This window comes from Bacillus benzoevorans (genome assembly GCF_014207535.1).
In the GTDB taxonomy this organism is placed as follows: Bacteria; Bacillota; Bacilli; order Bacillales; family Cytobacillaceae; genus Bacillus_BD; species Bacillus_BD benzoevorans.
In genome coordinates this window covers 1-25,451 of the sequence record NZ_JACHGK010000028.1, presented here as the reverse complement: position 1 = coordinate 25,451, position 25,451 = coordinate 1, and the positions used below count along the sequence as shown (strand labels likewise).

Sequence of the window (25,451 nt, the reverse complement as noted above, 5' to 3'; positions counted from 1 at the left end):
GTCCCCGCTTTTGGCGTCCATGCAATGACCGCCTTTTGAAACTGCACGCAAAAAAAGAAGACACAATCTGTGCCTTCTTATGCATTATTGATAAATATGAACGAATGGCTCCTTCTGTTCGGCTTTCTTGACAATTAACGCTTCAGGTCCATTTACCGAAGATACATTGACTTCAACCGCAATATAATCCGGAAAATGCTCCATTACTTTTCCCGTTACAAATTGCGTAAAGCCGATTGCCTCTGTTTTTCCGTAAAATTGAATCGGAATGTCGATACTTAAGCTTTGCAAGTTCCCTCCTGCATAAAATGCCTTGCCGACAACCCCGTTAAAGTTCGGAAAATATTTTTCTACATCCTGTTTAAAATTCGAAAATGCCGTAGCATCATCCCGGTGCTGTTCCGTTGCTTCACCTGAAGGGAATAACATATATTTCTCGTTAATCTTTTTCCAATCATTGATTTCCGAATTGCCGCTGTTCACAGTGGCATAACTGAAGAAATTCCCTGGAACGACCGATGTTCTGCTTTTCTGTTCAAATAAAGCAATGGTAATCGGTACATCCTTCAGCCCGTCAATCGTCCGCAGCCGGTTTATGACCTCTTGGGCGATTTCCTTGCCTTTCTGTTCTACCACCTCATGGGATATATCCGTTTCATAAGTTGCTCCGTATTGAACCTCTTGATAGTAGTGAACAGAGTTTAATGCCAGACCAATGACCACACCGCCAAGACTGACTTTGTCATTTTCCCCTTTAATTAAGTAGTTGTGCTCCAATATATGCGCCAAATAAATTGGACTTTTTTCATTTCGTTCTTTGACCGTACCTACTCCCGCGTCGATAGGATTAAGACCGATATTATCGGATTCCTTGAGCTTTTTGTTTTCTTTCATTTTTTGCGCAAATTGTTCATCCGTAAATTTGCGATTCAGCCATAAACTGACTGTTTCTCTTTTTAAATACTGCCCTTCCTGAAACAAATACTTGTCCGGATCAAATTGAGTCTGTGCCACCCGCATTAACCCTGTTTCAAATTCACTAATATCATAGCGGGTATTTAAATTATTGACGACCAACCCCCGGGACTCAGACGCTTTAAAGGGAAGAATAGTCCGGTAATATTCTTCAGATATTTTATATTTCGGTATAATCGCCTTTTCCTCGGAATCCTTTTGATTCTGCACAACCTCTTCTTGTTTTTGAAAATTAGGTGCACATCCGGCAAGCAATAACACAGCAACGAGAGTCCCATAAATGATTTTCCTCACGATCCACACCTCTTACTTTGATAGTTCTTCAACCAGTCTCTCCTCATTCCACACAGCAATTCCTAATTCTTCTGCTTTTTTTAGTTTCGAACCTGCATCTTCTCCAGCAATCACGAGATCCGTTTTTTTGCTTACACTTCCAGTGACATTTCCGCCTAACGCTTCGATTTTCTCTTTCGCTTCATTTCTGGTCAAAATCGCTAGTTTCCCGGTCAAAACAACCGTTTTGCCGGCAAAATAAGAGTCAGATTGACTAACCGCAGCCGGTCTAGTACCGGTATAGGCCATGTTTACCCCAACATCCTTCAGTTCTTGAATCAGATCTTTTGCCTCTTCCTGTTCGAAAAAAGTAACAATCGAGTCGGCCATTTTTTCACCGATTTCATTGATAGATGTCAATTCTTCGCGGGTTGCAGCAGCTAATCTGTCCATATGTTCAAATTCCAGTGCCAATGTTTTCGCCGCCTTCGCTCCAACATGGCGGATGCCGATCCCAAATAACAGCCTTTCAAGCGAGTTGATCTTTGAGGCTTCAATGGCGGCTAAAAGGTTTGATACAGATTTCTCCCCCATCCGCTCCAGAGCAAGCAATTGTTCGCGTGTTAATTTATAAAGGTCTGCTACATCTTTAATTAATTTTTCCGCAAACAGCTGGCTGACGACCTTTTCACCCAGACCATCAATATTCATCGCGGTACGGGAAACAAAATGAATCAACCCCTCACGGATCTGAGCCGGGCATTTCGGATTAATACAGCGCAGCGCGACTTCGCCCTCTAAGCGGACAAGTTCACTTTCACACTCAGGACAGTGTTCCGGCATTCTGAATTCCTGCTCCTCACCAGTTCTTCCTTCTGGAACCACGTTTACAACTTCAGGGATAATATCTCCGGCTTTCTTGATCACTACCTGATCGCCGATTCTGATATCCTTCTCGCGAATCAAATCCTCATTATGCAATGACGCCCGCTGTACCGTCGTACCTGCCACCTTTACCGGGGTTAAAACCGCGGTCGGAGTGACGACACCGGTACGGCCAACATTTAATTCAATATCAAGCAGGGTTGTGACCACTTCTTCAGCCGGAAACTTGTACGCAATGGCCCAGCGCGGACTTTTCGCTGTTGTTCCAAGCTCGTCCTGCTGTGCTAACGAGTCCACCTTCACGACGATCCCGTCAATTTCATATGGCAGATGAGGTCTTTTTTCAACCCAGCCATCAATAAAAGAAATTACTTCTTCCATGCTGGCACATTTTTTCCGTTCTTGGTTTGTTTTAAAGCCGAGCTGCTCAAGCCAATCAAGGCTCTCGCTATGGGATTCAACACCGATATTCACTACATTAGCCAGTGCATATAAAAAGATATCTAAATGCCTGGATGCCGCAATTCTTGGATCGAGCTGTCTTAAAGAACCGGCTGCAGCGTTGCGTGGATTAGCAAACGGTTCTTCTCCGTTTTCCTCTTTTTCTTGATTTAATTTTTCAAATGAACGCTTTGGCATATAAGCCTCCCCGCGCACCTCAAGCGTTAGCGGATCGTTTAACTTAAGCGGAATGGAACGGATTGTTTTTAAATTAGCGGTAATGTCCTCACCTGTCATGCCGTCCCCACGGGTTGCTCCCTGCACAAATAACCCATTTTCATATTTTAATGAGATAGCAAGACCGTCAATTTTCAATTCACATACATAGGAAATATGATCGCCGACAGCTTGTCTTACCCGCCTGTCAAAATCCCGTAAATCTTCAGGACCGAACGCATTTCCTAAGCTGAGCATCGGTGATTCATGCTGTACTTTATTGAACATTTCAAGCACCTGACCGCCGACGCGCTGTGTCGGCGAATCAGGTGTAATCAATTCCGGATGCTCCTCCTCCAGAGAAGCTAACTCGCGGTAAAGCCGGTCATATTCAGCATCCGTTACGGTCGGGTTGTCCAGAACATAATACGCATAGTTATACTGGTTTAACGCTTGGCGTAATTCATTTATTTTCTTTTCAGCATTTTGAAGGTCCATACAAGCTTCCTTTCCTGCAAAACTTTGTAAGAAATTATTTTTTGCTAATCAATCAAATGCGCCTTGGCGTATTTGCGCCCTATACTCACGAGCTCGCTCGAAAAATTTCCTTTGAAAAATCGAGGCATCCGCCGGAGGCGCACTCTTATCTCTTATTCAGCCGGGGTTTGAACCCCCACTGAATTGGTAAAGTAATGCATTCATCCATGCCACTTATAGAAATGGGGGACTTCTGCTCCTGCGATTACTCGTCGCAAAAAAACTTGCTGAATAAAGTTATACTTGTTTTATTGGGGCGAATTTTGCCAGCAGACGTTTAATGCCGACAGGACTTGGAAAGGCAATATCAAGCTCTGTCCCTTCACCGGCTCCTCTGACACTGACAACTGTGCCAATGCCCCATTTGCCATGCTCAGCCTTGTCTCCTACCTTCCATTGTGCTTCATTGCCGCCTGTCGAGGTTACAGCCGGTCTCATGACAGCTTTGCGCTGTGCCTGAGGATGGCGCGCTCTAGACGCAAACGGTGCACCCGCGCCCGCTGCACTCTGAGCTTGAACTTGTCTGCTTTTTCGCGACGGATCGATCCCTTCGAATAATTCCTCCGGTATTTCTTTAATAAAACGGGAAGGGGGATTCAAGTTGGTCCGGCCGAATAACGTTCTCATCTGCGCATTTGTAATAAAGAGCTGCTTTTCAGCGCGGGTACAGCCAACATACATCAAACGTCTCTCTTCTTCCATTTCCTCTGGTTCTGCAAGTGAGCGGCTGTGAGGAAATACGCCTTCTTCCAGACCGATAAGGAAAACGACCGGGAATTCAAGACCTTTTGCCGAGTGAAGCGTCATTAATACCACAGCATCTGTTTTGCCGCCGTCATCATCTAATTTATCAATATCTGCGACTAATGCCAGGTCTGTTAAAAAGCCGATTAAACTTTTGTCTTCACTGTTTTCTTCGAAGTTTTTCGTAACAGAAAGAAATTCCTCTAAGTTTTCCAGACGGCTTTCGGCTTCAATGGACTTTTCCGCTTTGAGCATTTCACGATAGCCCGTTTTCTCCAGTACCTCTTCCACAAGTTCTGTTACCGATAAGTACTCCTGCATTTGCGTATAGCCGCTGATTATATTTCTGAATTCTGAAGCTGCCTTCGTAATTTTTGGACTTAATCCAATCAGGTCAATCGATGCGAGTGCCTCATACATTGATATATCATGTCTCAAGGCAAAGTTTGCTATTTTGTCGACTGAACTGGAGCCGATTCCTCGTTTCGGTACATTAATGACCCTTGTCAAACTGATATCGTCGTTTGGATTGGCAATCAGGCGCAGGTAAGCAAGGATATCTTTAATTTCCTTCCGATCATAGAATTTTGTTCCGCCTACGATGGAATACTCAATATTGGACTTTAGGAGCGCTTCCTCCATTACACGGGACTGGGCATTGGTCCGGTAAAGGATCGCTATTTCCGACCATTTCCTGTTTTCCTTTTGCACAAGCTCCTTCATTTTCCCAACAACAAACTGGGCTTCTCCCTGTTCACTGTCCGCTCTGTAATATTGAATTTTATTCCCCTCAGGGTTTTCTGTCCATAAATTCTTCTCTTTACGGTTGTGGTTATGTGAGATCACATGGTTTGCTGCCTGAAGGATCCGCTTCGTTGAGCGGTAATTTTGTTCCAACAGGATCGTTTGCGCTCTTGGGTAATCTTTTTCAAATGAGAGGATATTTGTAATATCCGCGCCGCGCCAGCGGTATATCGATTGGTCCGAATCACCGACGACGCATAAATTTTGGAAACGTGCAGCCAATAGTTTAACAAGCGTATACTGGGATTTATTGGTATCCTGATACTCATCAACGTGGATATATTGGAATTTCCGCTGGTAATATTCAAGAACATCCGGTACTCGTGTGAAAAGTTTAATCGTTAGCATGATGAGATCATCGAAGTCGAGGGCCTGGTTTTTCTGCAGGCGTTTTTGGTACTCCTTATAGACATCGCTCACAACCAGTTCAAAGTAGCCATTCGCTAAGCTGCCGTATTTTTCCGGGTCAATTAATTCATTTTTCGCAGAACTGATGGCTCCTAGAAGGGCACGCGGGTCATACTTTTTCGGGTCAATATTCTTATCCTTGAGAATCGCTTTGACCACAGACTGCTGATCCGTAGTATCTAATATGGTAAAATTCCGGTTAAATCCGATTCGATCAATATCCCGGCGGAGAATTCTTACGCACATGGAGTGAAAGGTAGAAATCCAGATTTCATCTGCAGCGCCGCCCATCAACTGATAAATCCGTTCCCTCATCTCGCGCGCGGCCTTATTTGTGAAGGTAATGGCAAGAATATTGTAGGGATTCACCCCTTTTTCGACCATTAAAAAAGCAATACGATGAGTCAGTACCCTTGTCTTGCCGCTTCCGGCACCTGCCATGAGCAGCAAGGGGCCTTCTGTTGCCTTCACGGCTTTTTGCTGCTGCGGGTTTAAGCCGTTTAACAATTTTTCCGATAAAAAATTCATTATTATTTATACACCGCCTTAAACAAACGTTTGTTCCTATTTTATACCTTTATGTCCCCATAATCAATGTCCGAATTACTTCAAAACAGTTTGCAATGCTGCATTGATATCTTCATAAATAATATTTCCGACAATAATGACATCAGCCAATTCTGCCATTTCTTCAGCCTGACTGCGGCTTGTAATGCCGCCGCCGTAAAATAGCAGGGTGTGGTCAAGCTTTTTCTTCGCTTCTGCCACAAAGGAAGGGTCGCCATATGAACCGCTGTATTCTAAGTAAAAAATGGGCAGATGAAACATCTTTTCTGCCAACATGGCATAGGCCGCCACATCGTCTTTAGTTAATTTCGTGTTGGCATCCGTTAGTTTAGCAGCTTTACAATCCTCATTTAAAATACAATAACCTTGGACTAAAAACTCCTCCCAGTTCATCAGCTCCCCGTATTCCTTCAACGCCTCATGCTGAAGTCCGGTAATCCATTTCGTATCAGCACTGTTTAATACGGTTGGAATAAAATAAAGATCAAAACCGGGTGTAACCGTCTCGATAGAAGAAATCTCTAATCCGCATGGGACGGCATAGCGGCGGACCCTGGCCATTAGATTTAATATATTTTCCAGTGTTACACCATCCGTACCACCAATGATTATCGCATCGGTTCCTGATTCACATAACTTTTCCAGTGCTTCATCAGATATCGTTTTATTTGGATCAAGCTTAAAAACATGCCTCCATTCACGAACATCGTACATGCAAACTGCCTCCATTCTGTCATTACATCTAAACATTATATCATCCCAGCATCGATTAAAAAAATATATTCGGTGATGTTTTTGGGGACGGCGAACTAAGGAAATAGGCATCTTTCTTTCCCTTCCATCCCCTTTTTCTCTCGTGACGGAGATGGAAGACAGCAAAAAACCGATGGAATCCTTCTCCATCGGTTTTTTGTTATTCTTCTGCCGCTTCCGCTTCTTGGCTTTTTTGTTTTTCTTTTACACGTTCTAATGCCATTTCGTAGGCATCATTTCCATAGTTTAAGCAGCGTTTCACACGGGAAATCGTCGCTGTACTTGCTCCGGTTTCCGATTCAATCGAGTGATACGTTTTTCCTTCTCTCAGCATTCTGGCAACTTCCAAGCGCTGAGCCAAGGATTGAATTTCATTTACGGTACACAGATCATCGAAAAAGCGGTAACATTCCTCTACATCTCTTAGTGAAAGGATGGCCTCAAATAATTGATCTAATGCACTTCCTCTTAATTTATCAATTTGCATCATTTATTTCTCCTTTTTACGAGCTGCAAAAGCTGGTCCAATCAAACCTATTTCGATTCCATTCATTCCATCCAAATCATTGCCAACGATACGATTTATTAAACGTTTCCCTGCACTAAACGCGAGTTCAGCCCAGTTAGACAGCCGTTCGGCTGCAACTCCTTCATACCGTCTTATTCATAAGTGACATCTTGATCGAGACCGGTCTTTACAGGAATAATATTAATCCATGTTTTTCCCGGAACCAATCCGACAGGCTTTCCGTTTAAATACGGCAGGATCCTTCCAGCAGCATTTTCCCATTCTACTTCAAACATCTGGCCCTTTTGGAATAAAAAAGCCCTGCCTCCGGAAGTAAGGTCAATTTCCCGGTGTCCTACATCACTGACGATTTTATGTGCCGTTTCTACAACGAAAATATTGTCTACTAAAACAGGTTCATCGGTATCGTAATCGACTGTTTGCGCTCCATTTGAAAATCGCTTATATTTTTGTGTTTCCTCATCAAACGCGAAGGATGAGTTAAACAATTGGTCATGATAGGAGATGGACACCTTTTTCACAGCAGCACCTGCTAATTTCTCCACTTCAGTCTCTGATAAAAATGTCAGCGGATCCGGCTCATCTTCCATATCATAGTCTTTTTGTTCTGCACCTTTTAGGATGTTTGCAAATGAAATATATGAATTGTGCGGTGCTTTTCGAAAACTTACCCTTTCAAAGAGCGTTCCATCATAATACAAGCCATTTAAGTTATCAATATAACCGCTTTTCAAGAGCCTCTCGGCAGTAAGACTGTTCCCGTGAGCCACATACATGCTGTCATAGCCCTTGGCCAGTTCAATATAATAATCCCGGGCGCTGCGGACAGGTCCAATTCTTTCCGGCTGCTCACTTTGAAAAATAGCAAGAAACCGATTCACATTTCCCTCCGCTAGTACCTCATAAACAATATCTGCTTTATTCAGTCCAGATTGCGGTCTTGCTGCAGGATGATTATTCACCATTACAGCAACAGCTCTTCCGTCTGCTGCCTCTTCAGTGCCGATGCCTGTAAGAGGATAGTAAAAAGAATATTCCTGTTCCTTTTCTTCTTGCTGCGGCTCTCCTGTTACATCATGATTTGGTTCCTCGTTGTTTTGCACTACAGGTTCTTTTTTGCTGCAGCCGGCTGTGATCAGCAGGGCTGCTGCGAATAAGACCAGCCACCTTCTCAACATGGAAAACACCTCATTATGTTCTATTCTTTCCTGCACTCTTTTACATTTTAACGCATTATAGTCGGAAAGAGTATCATTTTATTCATAACGTCGTACATCCCTCTCGGTGTTACCCGAATGTAGGGCAAATGCGTAGTAGAGAAAAATAGCAAAGAATGGAATGGATCCTCGAATCGATATCCCTTTTCACGCAAATAATGAGCAAAATCCTTTAATTCTATAATAAGTTCATCCAGATTTTTATTAGACATCAAACCTTTAAGAGGCAATGAGATTTCCTTGATTATTTCTCCGTTTTCAGCAATCACTATCCCCCCGCCAATCTCCTTCATTCTGGCAAAGGCCTTTAATAAGTCAGATTTCCTTTTTCCAATCAGGATAATATCACCGGTATGAGAGAAAGAAGTAGCCAGGCCGGAAAGGTTTTTTGCAAAGCCCTTCACCAATGTATTGATTCTCCATTTACCTTGGCGGTCCACCAGCATGAAGAAGCATTCATCTTCACTGTGTTCGAGTTGGTCATTATAGACATCAATGGAAATCGAATAAGGTTTTGTAATGACCGCATTTTCCATTGATATACCAAACGGCATAGAGAATTGCAGATCTTCCATTGTTAAATCCCAATCCATTTCTAAAGGCTCTAGATCATATTCACTCCAATTCAGCGGCTCATACAATTCCGGATGATGCACACCGTTACGTTTAACCCATTTTCCTTTCGCCAAAACCGATACAGGAGTAGGATTTTTTTCATCCGTTAAGAAATTAATATTGGCAATTCTTCCTGTGGCAATATTCCCATGTAAATATTCGATATTATGATAACGGGCCACATTAATGGTAGCCATATTATAGGCGTCAATGATCGGTACACCGTTTTCAATAGCTATGCGGATCATATTATCAATAATTCCTTTTTCATAGAAATTAGCGGTTGAACCATCCGTTGTGAGCATAAATTTATCATATGTTGTGATTCCCAGCTCATGTATTTCATGCAAAAGCTTAGCTAAATCAGCACGAATGCCGGAATTACGAAGTGATACCATATACCCTTGCATCAGGCGATCGTATACTTCCTTTCCGGTCATGGCTTCGTGATCGCTGTCTGCGCCAAGCAGATTCATTTTTGCCAGTGTTTTTTCAGAAGCGCCCGGAAAATGACCCTCAATTTTCTTTCGCATTCTTTTGGCTTCCTGAATCCAATGGAGCATCATATCATCGCCGTCTAATAATTTAGGCCAACCGGTTAATTCTCCCCCTTGCAGGACAGCATCGTGCTCCAGCCACGATTTAATATGGCTATGTGAGAATGTTTGTTCTTCAAATTGTATTTCTGTCTGTGAATCAAAACGGCACCACCAGTACATACTAGTAGGTATATGCCTCATTTCACGAAGGAAAGAAAACGCTTTCTTTTTTTCGGTTTGTAAAAACAAAACAAGGTTATCATTGATTAGCGTCGTTGTCCCAAACTTCGATGCATACGCAGCCAAAGATAGGGGATTATATAAAAGAAACGGATGGGCATGAGGTTCAATATAACCCGGGACTAAGTGCATATCTGAACAATCTACGATTTCACAACCGTCCAGGCGGGATGGCAATTGGTCACCAACATACACGATACGATCTTCATAAATCCATATATTTGCAGTCATCCATTGACGGAATATTTGATTTAAATATCGGGCGTTTTTTAATAATAAGGTTGGTGCATGCTTGCCGTCGATGATAGCAACGTGTTCACGTAATTGCTTATTTTTCCAGCGGTAGCGCTGTTCCAGCATAAAAACACCCCTCCTTTTGTTCCACATTTTTGTTAACACTATAGGTGATTTGTTATCTATAGTAACATACTTTATCTTTTAACGCACTAAAGAGATTTTAATATTTAGTGAAAATATTTGTTAGTGAATGGGGGTCATATAAAATGATGAAAGTGAAAGAAAATATTGGGATCATCAATGCGTTGATCAGAATTACTGCCGGTCTGACTATTCTTGCATGGGCCACAACGAAAATGACCAGGATGCCTTGGCGGAATACTTATTTATTCATGATGATCTGCGGAGCGATGAAGGTTGCGGAGGGAATTGTCCGTTATTGCCCGATAACCGCGCTGCTGCAAAAAGAAGAATGCTGTATTCAACTGAAAACAAAACAGACCAGCACTGAATCAGATTTAGAAGAACCGCTTGATTATAATCCAACTTAATTATTGTCTGTACTATAAAAGTATGTCCAAGAAGATCAAAAAAGAAGGCAGAGTTCACAATTCCTCTGCCTTCTTTTTTTGCTGTTAGGCTTGTTGTGCTGCAATCGCTCTGAAACCGATATCTTTACGGTAGAAGACTCCATCACATTGAAGTTTTTCAAGTCCTTTATAAACGGCCTGCTGGGCATCTTTAAGGGAATCAGCTTTCGCGCCTGCAAGCAGAACACGGCCGCCGTTTGTTTCGAATTCTCCGTTAGCGCTTGTTTTAGTACCTGCATGGAAAACAAATACTTCCTCTGCAACAGCATCCAGACCGTGCAGTACTGCACCTTTTTCATAGTCTTCAGGATATCCGTTCGCTGCTACTACCACACCGATCATCGATTTATCATCCCAATCGATGGCAACATCCTCGCCGGCAATGACCTTTTCCAATACTTCAACAAGATCAGAATTCATTCTTGGAAGAACAACCTGTGTTTCTGGGTCGCCAAAACGGGCATTAAATTCAATAACCTTTGGACCATCCTCTGTTTTAATCAAGCCTGCATAAAGAACACCGCAAAAATCACGGCCTTCTTTTACCATGGCGGCTGCAGCCGGCTTCAACACTGTCTCAATGGCAATATTCACCGTTTCCTCACCAATATGTGGAACTGGTGAATAGGCACCCATACCGCCTGTATTCGGTCCTTTATCACCATCATAAGCGCGCTTATGATCCTGGGCAATTTCCAATGGAATAACCTTTTCACCATTCACCAATGCCATAAGAGAGAATTCCTCTCCTGCTAAAAACTCTTCGACAACAACAGTTGCTGAAGCATCACCAAATTTAGCATCTACCATCATCTCTTTAAGTGAAGCCAAGGCATCATCCAATGTTAATGCAACCGTAACCCCTTTACCAGCTGCAAGTCCGTCTGCTTTAATAACGATTGGCGCTCCCTGTTCTTTCACATAGGCTACTGCCTTTTCATAATCAGTAAATACAGCATATGCTCCTGTTGGGATTTGGTACTTTTGCATTAACTCCTTGGCAAAAGACTTACTTCCTTCAATTTCAGCCGCTTTTTGTTTCGGTCCGAATACCTTTAATCCAGCCGCTTCAAATCTATCCGCAAGTCCCGCTAATAGAGGTACTTCAGGACCAATAATCGTTAGACCTACATTATTTGCTTTAGCAAATTCAACAAGCTGTTCTTGGCTGCTTTCATCAATTTGAACGAGCTCAGCAACATCGACCATTCCTGCATTTCCTGGTGCTGCATAAACAGTTTCTACCTTTGAACTTTCTTTTACTTTCCGGCAAATCGCATGTTCACGGCCGCCGCGGCCGATAACCAATACATTCATTCTTCTCAGCTCCCGCGATTTTAATGTTTGGTAATGTTCATGTCGAAATTCAAATGATGCGGTCGTTTCATTTCAAAACAAAACGGCTAAAGCTCCCGCTGCAATATCGACGCAAAAATCTGTTGATTAATGTTTGAAATGGCGAACGCCGGTTAATACCATAGCAATGCCATATTCATTTGCTTTTTTAATGGAATCTGCATCTTTAATCGATCCGCCAGTTTGGATAATAGCTGTAATGCCGGCTTTCGCTGCTGCTTCTACTGTATCATCCATTGGGAAGAAGGCATCAGAAGCCAAGGCAGCACCTTTTGCTTTTTCCCCTGCTTGTTCAAGAGCAATTTTAGCAGAGCCTACACGGTTCATTTGACCAGCACCGATTCCAAGTGTCATGTGTTTATCAGATACCACAATTGCATTTGATTTAACGTGTTTTACCACTTTCCAGCCGAATTTTAATGCTTCCCACTCTTCTTCAGTAGGCTGTCTGTCAGTTGCAACCGTAATGTTTGCATCATCAAGTGAATGACGGTCTGCATCCTGTGTTAACAGTCCGCCTTCAACAGAAGTGAGGGTCATTTCCTTTGTTCCTTGTTCATTGAAGTCGATGGTTAACAAACGAATATTTTTCTTAGATGTTAAAACAGCTAAAGCTTCTTCAGTGAATGAAGGAGCAATCACGATTTCAAGGAAAATTTCATGAAGCTTTTCCGCAGTCTTTTTATCTACTTCACGGTTCAGGGCAATGATACCGCCAAAAATAGAAACCGGGTCAGCGGCAAATGCTTTTTCAAAAGCATCGAAAATATCGCTGCCAGTACCAATTCCGCATGGATTCATATGCTTAACGGCTACTGCTGCAGGGGCATCAAATTCTCTTACCATTTGCAATGCAGCATCAGCGTCATGGATGTTATTATAAGAAAGCTCTTTTCCATGTAATTGTGTCGCATAGGCAATGGAGAATTTTGAACCAAGCGGCTTTTGATAGAAAGCAGCTTTTTGATGCGGGTTTTCTCCATAACGCAGCGGCTGCTTTAATTCATATGTAACCGTTAATTTTTCCGGAGTTTCAAGACCAACTAACTCAGTCATGTAGCCGGCAATAATGGAATCATATGCTGCTGTGTGGCGGAATACTTTAGCAGCTAATGCACGTTTTGTTTCAAATTTAACTTCACCGGCTTCTTTTAAGTCGCTGATGACTTTTTCATAATCAGCTGGATCGACAACAACTGCTACATATTGATGGTTTTTCGCAGCAGATCTCAGCATGGTTGGCCCGCCGATATCAATATTTTCAATCGCGTCGTCTACGGTGACATCTGGTTTTTCGATGGTTTGCTGGAATGGATAAAGATTAACACAAACAATTTGAATTGGGTCAATTTTATGTTCAGTCATTTGCGCAACATGACTTGGATCGTCAAATTTCGCTAAAAGACCGCCATGAATTAAAGGATTTAATGTTTTTACACGTCCATCCAAAATTTCAGGGAATCCAGTTACATCACTTACTCCGATAACGGGTACTCCATTGTCAGCCAATGCTTTTTTCGTACCGCCGGTTGAAATGATTTCAAAGCCAAGACCCGCTAATTGTTTTGCAAATTCTACTACCCCAGTTTTATCAGATACACTAATTAATGCACGTTTTTTCATGAGTTTCCTCCCCTGGTAATTTGTTCACCTGACTTAATAGAAATTTCCCATAAATTATTGTCCTGCTAGCCATTTATATCGTAAAAACAGCCTTTGTTATATGAATTTATTTCGCTGCTTTTTCAGTTTGAAATAGTCTTTGTAAAACGGCAGGATATAACTTATGCTCAACTGCATGAATTTTCTCTGCCAAGCTTTCCAAAGTCTCATTTTCCTCAATGGTTACTGATTGCTGATCAATGATAGGTCCTGTATCCATACCTTCATCAACATAATGGATTGTGACGCCGGTTTCGTTTACTGCTGCTGCTAAAGCTTGTCCAATGGCGTCTTTTCCTGGAAAGGACGGAAGCAAGGAAGGATGTATATTTACCATTTTCCCTTGGAAAGCAGCTAATAATGTATGTCCGATTAAACGCATATAGCCCGCTAGCGCAATAAATTCTACCTGGCTCTCATGCAGCTTTTCGAGAATGGCTTTTTCATAAGCTGCTTTATTTTCGTATTCTTTCGCCGTAAAGGTGAAGGTTGGAATATTTTCCGCTTCAGCTCGTTTCACACAATAAGCATCTGTATGGTCACATACTAATAGTTGAATGGATGCATCTATAGCACCCGATTTGATGGCATCAATAATCGCTTGGAAATTTGTCCCGCTGCCGGAAGCAAACACAGCAATCTTTTTCATGAAACTTTCCTCCGTTTTCCTAATACAGTGCGTATACCCTGTTTATGGATGCCTTATTTTAAATCTATTTGAATTCCCGAAGCATCAGTTACCGTTCCCATTGCGTATGCTTTTTCCCCGGCAGCATTGAAGTGGTCAAGGACTGCTTGTGCATCCTTTTCATCAACCGCAATAACCATCCCTGTTCCCATATTAAATGTGTTATACATATCTAATCGGTCCAATCTTCCGAGAGATTGCATTAAATTAAATACAGCCGGTACTTCCCATTTTTCCTCTTGTAAATGTGCTCCAAGTCCTTCAGGCAGCATACGCGGTATATTTTCGATAAAACCGCCGCCGGTAATATGAGCGAGTCCTTTTAAAGGAAACTTCTTCAACGCTTCTAAAATAGGTTTTACATAAATTTTTGTCGGTTTTAATAATTCTTCGCCAAGCGTACTTCCCAATTCTTCCACATGATCGTTCACATTCATTTTTGCATCCTGGAAGAAGATTTTGCGGACAAGTGAATAGCCATTGCTGTGAATACCGCTTGATGCCAACCCAATCAATACATCGCCTGATTTGATGTCCTGACCTGTAATAAGACCGCTTTTTTCGCATGCTCCAACAGAAAAACCGGCTAAATCATATTCTTCTTCGCTGTACATTCCAGGCATTTCTGCAGTCTCGCCGCCAACAAGGGCACAGCCTGCTTGTTCACAGCCATCAGCAACGCCCTTCACAATGGCTTCAATTTTTGCCGGGTCTGCTTTACCACAGGCAATGTAATCTAAGAAATAAATCGGTTCTGCTCCCTGAACGACAATATCATTAACACACATCGCAACGGCATCAATGCCGATCGTGTCGTGGCGATCCATCATGAAGGCAAGCATTAACTTTGTTCCAACTCCGTCTGTACCGGATACGAGAACAGGTTCTTTCAAATTTAATGTTGATAAATCAAACATGCCGCCGAAACCGCCTAATCCTCCAAGGACACCGGGTCTCATTGTTTTTTGAACATGCTTTTTCATCCGTTGCACAGCCTCATAGCCAGCTTCAATATTTACACCTGCTTGTTCATATGCTTTGGCCATATCGATCCTCCATTAACGGTTTTAGCCGGTTATTTAACGCTTTAACAACCGGCACTTATTTTTTAAAAAAATATATATCCTGTAATACAGCAAGATTTGCCTTTCGAGAAACATACTATCATCAATGTATGGTCCCGAAAGGAAAATCAATGGACTGTTCTGCTTTTCGATTAGTTCTTCGCTGTCAAAGCATCTGATTCTTCATGCTCTTCTTTATGCTGTTTTGGATAGATTTCAGTTGGATATTTTCCAGTGAAACATGCCAAACAGTGCCCGCCGGTTTCACTTCCATCTTCACGGCCAATCGCCTCAACCATTCCTTTTGCACTTAGGAAGGTTAATGTATCTGCTCCAATGATTTGTCTGATATCCTCAATCGATTTGTCGCTGGCAATCAGTTCTTCTCTGGTAGATGTATCAATTCCATAGAAGCACGGATTTTTAATTGGCGGCGAACTAATGACAACATGCACTTCAGTGGCACCTGCATCGCGAAGCATGTTCACAATACGTCTAGATGTCGTTCCACGGACAATCGAGTCATCCACCATGATCACCCGTTTTCCTTCCACAACGCCGCGAACAGGAGAAAGCTTCATTTTAACCCCTTGTTCCCGCAGTGATTGCGAAGGCTGGATGAACGTACGACCGACATAACGATTCTTGATTAATCCCAATTCATATGGAATCCCGGCAGCTTCTGCATAGCCGATTGCCGCAGAAATACTTGAATCAGGTACACCTGTGACAACGTCCGCTTCAATTTTTGCTTCTTCCGCCAATTTTTTACCAAGGCGTTTCCGTGCGGAATGAACATTAATCCCATTAATATTGCTGTCCGGACGGGAAAAATAAACATACTCCATCATGCACATCGCTTGATGTGACGACTGGGCATACATTTCGGAACGAAAGCCATTGTCATCAATAATCAAAAGTTCACCCGGTAAAATATCACGGATAAATTCCGCACCGACTACATCAAATGCACATGTTTCAGATGCGACTACATAAGCATCGCCCAGTTTTGCCAGTGATAAAGGACGCATTCCATTCGGATCCAGTGCCACCAGCATTTCTGTTTCAGTCATAATCAGAAAGGCGAAAGCTCCTTTAATCATACTTAAAGCATTTTTTACCCTCTCTTTATAAAGAGCTGTTCCGCCCCTTCTAATTAGATGGGCTAAAACCTCTGTATCTGAGCTTGTTTGAAAAATACTTCCCTGACCCTCTAATTGACCTTTTAATTGTTCAGCATTGACTAAATTCCCGTTATGGGCAAGGGCAAGACTTCCTGTCTGAAAGTGGAATACAAGCGGCTGCACATTTTCATAACCGCTTCCGCCTGCTGTTGCATAGCGGACATGACCGATTGCAGCTTTTCCTCCTTGCAGTTCCTTCATGGCGTCAGCTGTGTAAATTTCAGTAACAAGACCTTCACCTTTTACCAATTTCACGCTTTTCCCATCGGAAACCGCAATTCCTGTGCCTTCTTGACCGCGGTGCTGCAAACTATGAAGACCGTAATAGGTAATTTGAGCAGCATCAGCATGCCCCCAAATACCAAATATACCGCATTCTTCATTCATCCCTTTTAATTCAGCAAGCATGGAATAGCTCCTCTCCAAGCAGACTCTAATGTTTCAACAGGAGTATTAACGATTGTTGCCCCGTTATGAAGCATTTGCAGTAATGGCTCTTCTGTTACTTCACCAATTAAAGTGGCGCCTGTCAATTTTTCAAATTCAGATTGATGTTCTTTTTTCACAGTTAATAAGAAACGTGATTGTGATTCACTAAATAGTGCCGATACTGGATTTCCTGTTACATCCACTTTTGCACCTAATCCTTTTGCATCAATTAAACTTTCTGCTAAAGCTACAGCAAGTCCGCCTTCGGCTAAATCATGTGCAGATGCTACAAGACCCGCTTGGATCGCATCAAGGACAGCCTTTTGATACTTCGCTTCAACAGCTAAGTCAATTTCAGGAGATTTCCCTGAAATTTGGCCTTCTAATAATTTTTGCAGTTCGCTTCCGCCAAACTCGTCTTTTGTTTCACCTAATACATAAATGAAATCGCCGGCTTGTTTAAAGGACTGCGTCGTAATATGATCGATGTCTTTAACAAGTCCCACCATCCCCACAACAGGAGTTGGATAAACGGCTGTTCCGTTCGTTTCATTATATAAAGAAACGTTTCCGCCAATGACAGGAGTTTTTAATTCTGTACATGCTGCACTCATACCATCTGCTGACTTTTCAAGCTGCCAGAAAATTTCCGGTTTCTGTGGATTTCCGAAGTTTAAGCAGTCTGTAATCGCAAGCGGCTCAGCTCCTGAGCAGACGATGTTTCTCGCTGCTTCAGCAACAGCAATTTTCCCGCCTGTTTCCGGATCTAAGTAGATGTATCTTGCATTACAATCCGTTGTCATTGCAAGAGCTTTTCTTGTCCCGCGAATTCGAAGAACACCAGCATCCGAACCAGGTGCAACGACTGTATTTGTCCGTACCATATAATCATATTGGTCATAAACCCATTCTTTGCTTGCAACGGTTGGCTGTTTCAACAGCTTAACAAGGGTTTCTTCATAATTTGTGATCTCAGGAACTTTACTTTCCATTGCCTGAAACTCGCGATAGTACGCAGGTTCTTCTGAAGGCATATGGTAAACAGGTGCATCTTCAGCAAGAGCGTCTGCCGGTACCTCTGCAGCGATCTCTCCTTTATGAAACAGACGAACCATTTTATCATCCGTTACTTTACCTACTGCCACGCAATCTAAATCATATTTCTTAAAAATTTTCTTGATTTCATCTTCACGGCCGACTTGTACGACAAGAAGCATACGTTCTTGTGATTCCGAAAGCATCATTTCGTATGGTGTCATACCTGTCTCGCGCTGCGGTACTAAATCAAGATTCATTTCAATTCCGTAACCGGCTTTACTTGCCATTTCCGATGAAGAACTGATAAGTCCAGCAGCACCCATATCTTGAATCCCGATCAGTGCATCAGACTTCACCACTTCCAGACACGCTTCAAGTAATAGTTTTTCCATAAATGGGTCCCCTACTTGAACAGCCGGTCTTTTCTCTTCAGATGCTTCTGTTAATTCCTCTGAAGCAAATGTGGCTCCATGGATACCGTCGCGGCCAGTTTTTGCACCGACATACATGACAGTATTTCCTGTCCCTTTCGCCTGACCTTTTTGAATGTCTTTATGATCAATAAGACCGACACACATCGCATTTACTAATGGATTTCCCTCATAGCATGGGTCAAAATAAATTTCTCCGGCTACAGTTGGAACCCCGATACAGTTACCATATCCGGCAATCCCGGCAACAATTTCTTTAAATAGATATTGCGTACGTGCCGAAGAGTCCAGCTCACCGAATCGAAGTGAGTTCAACATGGCAATCGGTCTTGCTCCCATTGAAAAAATATCACGGAGAATTCCGCCGACACCTGTAGCTGCTCCTTGATACGGTTCAATTGCGGATGGATGGTTATGGCTTTCAATTTTGAAAACGACGGCCTGTTCATCACCGATATCAACAACACCGGCTCCTTCACCAGGTCCCATTAATACACGTTCACCCGTTGTTGGGAATCTTTTTAGCACTGGTTTTGATGTTTTATAACTGCAGTGCTCTGACCACATTACAGAAAATAATCCCAATTCTGTGTAGTTAGGCAGACGGCCAAGAATCTTTTCAACCATCGCAAACTCTTCGGTCGTCATGCCCATGCTTTTGTAAATTTCTTCTTGTTTAATTTGCTCCGCACTTGGTTCAAGCTTTAACGACATGTGTTTCCCTCCATTGTTTGACGATTGATTGGAATAACTTCAGACCATCAGCACCGCCTAAAAGCTCATCTACAGCTCTCTCAGGGTGCGGCATCATTCCTAATACATTTCCTTTTTCATTCACGATTCCGGCAATATCTACAAGGCTGCCGTTTGGATTACTTTCATATGTGAAAACAATTTGATTATTTTTCTTTAATGCAGCAAGTGTTTCTTCATCACAGTAGTAATTTCCTTCTCCATGGGCAATTGGAATGGTGATAACTTCATCTTTTTCATACACATTGGAGAACATTGTTTCATTATTGACAACCTTTAATTCAACCGGACGGCAGATAAATTGAAGGCTTTCGTTTCTTTTCATCGCTCCTGGCAATAGTCCAGCTTCCAATAAAATTTGGAATCCGTTGCACACACCAAGCACCGGTTTGCCGGCTTCAGCGGCCTTTACAACTTCCTTCATGACATTACTGAAACGGGCAATCGCGCCGCAGCGTAAATAGTCTCCATAGGAGAAACCGCCTGGAAGCAGAATTCCGTCATATCCTTCTAGGCTTTCAGTATCGTGCCATACATACTCAACTTCTTCGCCTAATTCATCCTTAATTGCATGATACATGTCTATATCGCAGTTTGATCCTGGAAAAACGATGACTGCAAACTTCACTGAGCAACAGCCTCCTCAATTTCAAAGCGGTAGTCTTCAATTACCGGGTTCGCCAGCAAACGGTCACAAACTTCTTTTACTACCTCTTCAACCGGGCGGTCAGATTTTTCAACTTGCAGTTCCATATATTTACCGATACGAACATCGGAAATTTCGTTGTAGCTCATTGCATGCAATGAATGCATTACTGCTGCTCCTTGTGGATCTAATACACTTTCTCTCAACGTCACATATACTTTTACTTTATACATTTTGGCTGCCTCCTAATTTGGCTAAAATAATTTCATATACATCCGTTAAATTTCCCAGGTCACGGCGGAAAACGTCTTTATCTAGCTTTTGATTGGTTTCAGCATCCCACAGTCGGCAAGTGTCAGGCGAGATTTCATCTGCAAGCAGGATATTTCCTTCGGCATCTTTACCAAATTCAAGCTTGAAATCAATCAATTTAATGTTAAGTTCAGCAAAAAGGCTTGACAATACTTCATTGACCTGAAGAGCTTTTTCTTTAATTAATTCTTTTTCTTCTTTTGTCGCAAGCTCTAGCACTTCAATATGATCATCTGTTAAAAGCGGGTCGCCTAACGCATCGTCTTTATAATAAAATTCAACAATCGGTCTTGATAGTTTCGTACCTTCTTCTACGCCCAGTCTTGCTGAAAAGCTTCCTGCAGCTGTATTGCGAACAACTGTTTCAAGTGGAACGATGGTGACTTTTTTGACAAGCTGTTCCGTTTCTGAAATGCGTTTAATGAAATGAGATTCGATCCCTTTTTCTTTTAGTTTTTCAAAAATCAAACTAGTTATTTCATTGTTTAAACGGCCTTTACCGGCAATTTCTGCCTTTTTAACGCCATTAAAAGCAGTTGCCGAATCTTTATATTCAATCCATACAACTTGATCATCATCTGTTGCATAAATTTTCTTTGCTTTGCCTTCGTATAGCTGTGCACCTTTTTCCATTAAGAAGCCTCCCTTTTTCATGAGGCCAGCCTGTAAGGCCAGCCTTCTAAGACTTATCCTGATCTTAAAGTATTCATTTCCGTACTGAATGACTCGTCCCGGAGCTTAATGCAGGCGGGGATTTTAATTTATTACAGACCCAGTCTTGTAAAGATCGGATCTACATTTTTCAGATGGTAATTATAGTCAAAGCAATCGGCAATTTCTTCTGACGAAAGTTTTGCAGTAATTTTTTCATCAGCTTCAACCAAAGAGCGGAAAGAAACTTGTTTATCCCAAGCCTCCATCGCTCTCTTTTGTACAGTATCATAAGCTTCTTCTCTTACAAGACCTTTATTAATTAAAGCAAGCAATACACGTTGTGAATAGATAAGACCATGCGTACGTTCCATATTACGTTTCATGTTGTCAGGGAAAACCGTTAAGTTCTTCACGATATTACCGAAGCGATTTAACATATAATTTAATGCGATAGTTGCATCTGGGATAATGACGCGTTCCGCAGATGAGTGGGAGATATCCCGTTCATGCCATAATGCTACATTATCATAAGCAGTCATCATATAGCCGCGAATCACACGCGCCATACCGCACATGTTTTCTGAGCCGATTGGATTCCGTTTATGAGGCATTGCAGATGATCCTTTTTGACCCTTAGCAAATGCTTCTTCCACTTCACGGATTTCACTCTTTTGCAAACCGCGTATTTCGACGGCGAATTTCTCGATTGATGTCGCAATAAGGGCAATCGCGGACATATAATGAGCATGGCGATCTCTTTGTAATGTTTGCGTAGAAATTGGGGCTGGTTTTGTTCCAAGCTTTTCACATACATACTTTTCTACAAATGGGTCAATATTTGCGTATGTGCCGACTGCACCGGAAATTTTCCCGTATTCGATACCCTCAGCGGCAATTTTAAAACGTTCCAAATTGCGTTTCATTTCTTCATACCACAGGGCCATTTTCAAACCAAATGTTGTTGGTTCAGCATGAACTCCATGAGTACGTCCCATCATAACTGTATATTTATGTTCTTGAGCTTTATTTTTTAACACTTCAATGAAATTTTCGATATCGTTTAAAAGAATGGTATTGGCTTGTTTGATTAGATAAGACCAGGCTGTATCCACAACATCTGTTGATGTTAAACCATAATGAACCCATTTTCTTTCATCGCCTAATGTTTCCGAAACAGCACGGGTAAAAGCTACTACGTCATGTCTTGTTTCTTTTTCAATTTCATAAATCCGTTCAATATCAAATGAAGCATTTTCGCGAATCTTCGCTACATCTTCCTTTGGAATGACTCCAAGCTCTGCCCATGCCTCATCAGCTAATATTTCTACTTCAAGCCATGCTTTATATTTGTTTTCTTCGGTCCAAATGGCACCCATTTCTGGTCTTGTGTAACGATCTATCATATGTTTTCCTCCGCTCTATTCTGCTACTGTCATTTTACCATATATTGCTTTCGTCAATTTCCTTAAGCGCATCCTCAATGGAATGGCGTAAAATGGTCGCGTGCCCCATTTTTCTTTTCTCTTTGGCATCTTTTTTTCCATATAAATGAATTTTCCAGTTGTTAAACTCTGGGATTTTTTCAATGATTCCCGCCTGGTGTTCCCCAAGAATATTGACCATTACAGCCGGCTTTAGCAATTCTGTACTGCCTAAAGGCCAATTGCAGACGGCACGGATATGCTGTTCAAACTGCGATGTTTCACAGGCTTCAATGCTGTAATGACCAGAATTATGCGGTCTTGGCGCCAATTCATTTACGTAAATGCCATCACTAGTGACAAACATTTCCACTGCCAGAGTACCAACTAGCTGCGATCTCTCAGCTAATTGAGCAGCTATTTTAATTGCTGCTTGCCGTGCTTTTTCATCAATTCTTGCCGGAACGATCGTTTCGTGAAGAATATTATCGCGGTGAATGTTTTCCCCTACTGGAAAAACAGCTGTTTCACTATTACTATTTCGGCAAACAATAACTGAGATTTCTTTTTCAAACGGAATCCATTTCTCGAGGACACAAATCCCTGCATTCAAGAGGGTGGCAGCTTTAGAAATTTCATCTTCTTGTTTAATGACGAACTGTCCTTTTCCGTCATAACCGCCTCTGGCTGTTTTTAGAACGGCAGGATAACCAAGCTCCGCCAGCCCTTTTCTTATGTCCTCTTCACTTTCAATGACGGCATATGGTGCCACCTCAACGCCGGCATGCTGAATCGCTACTTTTTCAGTTATCCGGTTCTGAGTGATTTCGAGCAGTTTCACACCTTGTGGAACATAAGTGTTTTCATTGAGCCACTTTAGGCAATCCGCATCAATATTTTCAAATTCATATGTGATGACGTCACTGACATCCGCCAATTGTTTAATGGCAGACAGATCATCATAGGCAGCAGTAATCGCTATATCAGCAACTTGAGCGCACGGACAATCATCGGTAGGATCAAGAACAGCAATACGAAAACCTTGTGCCTTCGCAGCAAGTGCCATCATCCTCCCAAGCTGTCCTCCACCGATAATTCCTATCGTTTGACCTGGCAGTATTACTTTGTTAGACAAGCTGATCACTACTTTCTATAGCGGCTTTTTTCATCTCCAATCTGTATTCTTCCAGATTGGCAGCTAATTTATGATCAAATGCAGCCAGGATTTGGGCTGCTAAAAGGCCGGCATTGGTTGCTCCTGCTTTACCGATTGCAACTGTTGCAACAGGGATACCCCCTGGCATTTGTACAATGGACAGTAAGGAATCAAGTCCATTCAATGCTTTTGACTGAACCGGTACACCGATTACGGGCAAAGTCGTTTTTGCTGCTACCATACCAGGTAAGTGTGCCGCACCCCCTGCACCCGCAATAATGACCTTTATGCCTTTAGCTCTTGCCCCTTCGGCAAATTCAAACATTAAATCAGGCGTTCTGTGCGCTGAAACAACTTTCTTTTCATAAGGAATATCAAATTTCTCCAGCATATCACATGCATGACGCATTGTTTCCCAGTCTGACTTACTACCCATGATCACGGCAACTTGGGCGTTCATCGAATCCCTCCTGCATTTTTAGATTAATCATGAAACCAGAATTTTCATTACTGTATAATGATAAATACCTTCAAGTATTTATTATTCCAAAAAAAAACTTTGTTAAAGACGCTTGTTGAAAATGACCGGCTTTTCTTGGATTAAAAATAACTGTAATCATTCGGATCAACAAGACTGTGCAACAAAGTACAAAAAAGTCCGGACAGAAGCCTCTCACTCTATAAGAGAAAGCAATCTGTCCGGACTGTTAAAGGGCATAATAAGACATAGATTAATAGTTTATATCAAACTCTTTAATCCAGCTTCCGGGCAATTGACTCCCCCTCATAGTCCGGTTATTTCGGTAACCAGGTAGAAACTTATGGGCCTATTCCCATTATTATATGAGGGTATTCACGATTTTTTTCACATACCCATATTACAAGTCTATGTACAGAATGTCAATAGAAATAGCGAACAATCATTTTAAGATGATTATTATTGTTCGGATTTGATATATTTCGTGATTTTTCGCGAAAATATTTGGTTTGACTCAAAGATTGGTCATGCCTATCGTTCGGTTTTATCGTACTTCGGCCTTTTTTGCTTCAAACACAATCCTTCTGCCTGCAGGCACATATTTTATTTCACCTCCTTCTTTTTCTTCCTTGAATATGGGCTTCTCAGTTCGTTTGACTGGCATATATCCATCTTTCTGGATACGGTCGAGACATTGACCGATTGTTTCATTCTCTTCTACTTCATATACTTTCTTCATTACCTTCCCCTTCTTTATCCATTAGTATTTCGTTTCAGTACGATTCTTGTCCAGATGCCTCTATATAATATAGATTGAAAAATTGTATTAATTATCTCCATATATCGGTTAATATGATGATTCATTAATAGCTTCTCCAAATCAGTGATGGTTTAAAATGATAGGAGCATTGCTCTTGTATTATACTTGAACAATTATTCATTTATCCAAAATTTGTTACAAAAGTCCGAATTTCGTCGATATTAGTTCCTTCGACTGATGTAAACCCTTACATTGTGATTTAATATGGGATTGCGCGCAAATAATGTTATATTTCTACAAATGGACTTGAGGAATGCATCATTATTCTCTTCCTTTTCACTTTTACATTTTGCCAGCTGTGTTAACTGATCTACCTCTAACAATCAGTTTATGTGAAAAGAAACAGGCTAGTGGGACATTCTTTCAATTGGATTCAAAAGGAGTAGAGATATTTGCATTATTTCAATGTAATAATCTTAACACTCAATAGAAAAAATACCTCTCACCCTTTTCTATTGAGTAATTTGAAGCCGCTATTCAAATACAAGAGTAGCGGCCTTTTTTTGCGGTTATTGGATGGCGGGGTCTTTAATGATTTCTGGATATTGGAGCCTAGAGGGTCCGTGAAGCTTTGCTTCACTCTTGTGTTGGAATGAGTTTTATGCGTAGAACCTTTTTTTGTTTCGTTTGCGGCTCTTTCGAGCCTTTTATCATATACAAAAAAAGAGCACCCACTCAGGGTACTCTTTGGCTTGCTTGGCGGCGTCCTACTCTCACAGGGGCAAAGCCCCAACTACCATCGGCGCTGAGAAGCTTAACTTCCGTGTTCGGGATGGGAACGGGTGTGAC

The 25,451-nt window shown here is 41.9% G+C and carries 21 protein-coding genes, 1 rRNA gene and 1 riboswitch; of the genes, 1 reads left to right on the top strand and 21 read right to left on the bottom strand.

Annotation, left to right across the window (positions count from 1 at the left end):
• Positions 1-84: 84 nt before the first annotated feature.
• From HNR53_RS21685 to HNR53_RS21655, 7 genes are all read right to left on the bottom strand, one after another.
• Entirely contained in the window at positions 85-1,269 is a 1,185-nt protein-coding gene (locus HNR53_RS21685) for a CamS family sex pheromone protein (protein ID WP_184530025.1), read from the bottom strand.
• 12 nt (positions 1,270-1,281) lie between these two features.
• Positions 1,282-3,288: an NAD-dependent DNA ligase LigA gene (gene ligA, locus HNR53_RS21680; RefSeq protein ID WP_184530023.1), complete on the bottom strand. Its 2,007-nt coding sequence runs from the start codon at positions 3,286-3,288 to the stop codon at positions 1,282-1,284.
• Positions 3,289-3,564: 276 nt separating this feature from the next.
• A complete protein-coding gene (pcrA, locus tag HNR53_RS21675) occupies positions 3,565-5,811 on the bottom strand; it encodes a DNA helicase PcrA (protein ID WP_184530021.1) in 2,247 nt (748 codons plus the stop codon).
• A gap of 75 nt (positions 5,812-5,886) precedes the next feature.
• The gene (gene pcrB / locus HNR53_RS21670; RefSeq protein ID WP_184530018.1) at positions 5,887-6,564 is read right to left on the bottom strand and encodes a heptaprenylglyceryl phosphate synthase; all 678 of its coding nucleotides are present in this window, start codon (positions 6,562-6,564) and stop codon (positions 5,887-5,889) included.
• Positions 6,565-6,763: 199 nt separating this feature from the next.
• Positions 6,764-7,090, bottom strand: coding sequence for a YerC/YecD family TrpR-related protein (locus tag HNR53_RS21665; protein ID WP_184530054.1), 327 nt, complete (start codon positions 7,088-7,090; stop codon positions 6,764-6,766).
• Positions 7,091-7,263: 173 nt separating this feature from the next.
• On the bottom strand, positions 7,264-8,310 hold the full coding sequence (locus HNR53_RS21660; RefSeq protein WP_184530016.1) for a DUF3048 domain-containing protein: 1,047 nt from the start codon (positions 8,308-8,310) through the stop codon (positions 7,264-7,266).
• Positions 8,311-8,357: 47 nt separating this feature from the next.
• Positions 8,358-10,103, bottom strand: coding sequence for an adenine deaminase C-terminal domain-containing protein (locus HNR53_RS21655; protein WP_184530014.1), 1,746 nt, complete (start codon positions 10,101-10,103; stop codon positions 8,358-8,360).
• Positions 10,104-10,246: 143 nt separating this feature from the next.
• Between HNR53_RS21655 and HNR53_RS21650 the strand changes: the two genes are divergently transcribed.
• Positions 10,247-10,531, top strand: coding sequence for a YgaP family membrane protein (locus tag HNR53_RS21650; protein WP_343065372.1), 285 nt, complete (start codon positions 10,247-10,249; stop codon positions 10,529-10,531).
• 84 nt (positions 10,532-10,615) lie between these two features.
• Here HNR53_RS21650 and purD read toward each other — a convergent pair whose 3' ends face one another.
• The 14 genes from purD to rrf form a co-directional block, all read right to left on the bottom strand.
• Positions 10,616-11,887, bottom strand: a complete 1,272-nt coding sequence (gene purD / locus HNR53_RS21645) for a phosphoribosylamine--glycine ligase (RefSeq protein WP_184530012.1) — start codon at positions 11,885-11,887, stop codon at positions 10,616-10,618.
• A gap of 126 nt (positions 11,888-12,013) precedes the next feature.
• Positions 12,014-13,549, bottom strand: a complete 1,536-nt coding sequence (purH, locus tag HNR53_RS21640) for a bifunctional phosphoribosylaminoimidazolecarboxamide formyltransferase/IMP cyclohydrolase (RefSeq protein WP_184530010.1) — start codon at positions 13,547-13,549, stop codon at positions 12,014-12,016.
• A gap of 106 nt (positions 13,550-13,655) precedes the next feature.
• The gene (purN, locus tag HNR53_RS21635) at positions 13,656-14,237 is read right to left on the bottom strand and encodes a phosphoribosylglycinamide formyltransferase (protein WP_184530008.1); all 582 of its coding nucleotides are present in this window, start codon (positions 14,235-14,237) and stop codon (positions 13,656-13,658) included.
• Between the two features lie 53 nt (positions 14,238-14,290).
• Positions 14,291-15,322, bottom strand: coding sequence for a phosphoribosylformylglycinamidine cyclo-ligase (purM, locus tag HNR53_RS21630; protein ID WP_184530006.1), 1,032 nt, complete (start codon positions 15,320-15,322; stop codon positions 14,291-14,293).
• Between the two features lie 170 nt (positions 15,323-15,492).
• Positions 15,493-16,932, bottom strand: a complete 1,440-nt coding sequence (purF, locus tag HNR53_RS21625) for an amidophosphoribosyltransferase (protein WP_184530004.1) — start codon at positions 16,930-16,932, stop codon at positions 15,493-15,495.
• Complete coding sequence (gene purL, locus HNR53_RS21620) at positions 16,917-19,136, bottom strand: phosphoribosylformylglycinamidine synthase subunit PurL (RefSeq protein WP_184530002.1); 2,220 nt, start codon at positions 19,134-19,136, stop codon at positions 16,917-16,919. The genes purF and purL overlap by 16 nt, the downstream gene beginning before the upstream one ends.
• A complete protein-coding gene (gene purQ / locus HNR53_RS21615; RefSeq protein WP_184530000.1) occupies positions 19,120-19,803 on the bottom strand; it encodes a phosphoribosylformylglycinamidine synthase subunit PurQ in 684 nt (227 codons plus the stop codon). The genes purL and purQ overlap by 17 nt, the downstream gene beginning before the upstream one ends.
• Positions 19,800-20,054 (bottom strand): phosphoribosylformylglycinamidine synthase subunit PurS, encoded by a 255-nt coding sequence (gene purS, locus HNR53_RS21610; RefSeq protein WP_184529998.1) that lies wholly within the window; start codon positions 20,052-20,054, stop codon positions 19,800-19,802. Before purS ends, purQ begins: the two co-directional genes overlap by 4 nt.
• Entirely contained in the window at positions 20,047-20,766 is a 720-nt protein-coding gene (gene purC, locus HNR53_RS21605) for a phosphoribosylaminoimidazolesuccinocarboxamide synthase (protein ID WP_184529996.1), read from the bottom strand. Before purC ends, purS begins: the two co-directional genes overlap by 8 nt.
• A gap of 131 nt (positions 20,767-20,897) precedes the next feature.
• Positions 20,898-22,190: an adenylosuccinate lyase gene (purB, locus tag HNR53_RS21600; protein WP_184529994.1), complete on the bottom strand. Its 1,293-nt coding sequence runs from the start codon at positions 22,188-22,190 to the stop codon at positions 20,898-20,900.
• Between the two features lie 34 nt (positions 22,191-22,224).
• Positions 22,225-23,343, bottom strand: a complete 1,119-nt coding sequence (purK, locus tag HNR53_RS21595) for a 5-(carboxyamino)imidazole ribonucleotide synthase (protein WP_184529992.1) — start codon at positions 23,341-23,343, stop codon at positions 22,225-22,227.
• Positions 23,336-23,824, bottom strand: coding sequence for a 5-(carboxyamino)imidazole ribonucleotide mutase (purE, locus tag HNR53_RS21590; protein WP_184529990.1), 489 nt, complete (start codon positions 23,822-23,824; stop codon positions 23,336-23,338). The genes purK and purE overlap by 8 nt, the downstream gene beginning before the upstream one ends.
• Before the next feature lie 307 nt (positions 23,825-24,131).
• Positions 24,132-24,231: riboswitch (purine riboswitch) on the bottom strand.
• Between the two features lie 155 nt (positions 24,232-24,386).
• Positions 24,387-24,581, bottom strand: a complete 195-nt coding sequence (locus tag HNR53_RS21585; RefSeq protein ID WP_184529988.1) for an NETI motif-containing protein — start codon at positions 24,579-24,581, stop codon at positions 24,387-24,389.
• Between the two features lie 775 nt (positions 24,582-25,356).
• Positions 25,357-25,451, bottom strand: a 5S ribosomal RNA gene (gene rrf, locus HNR53_RS21580); the annotation flags it as partial.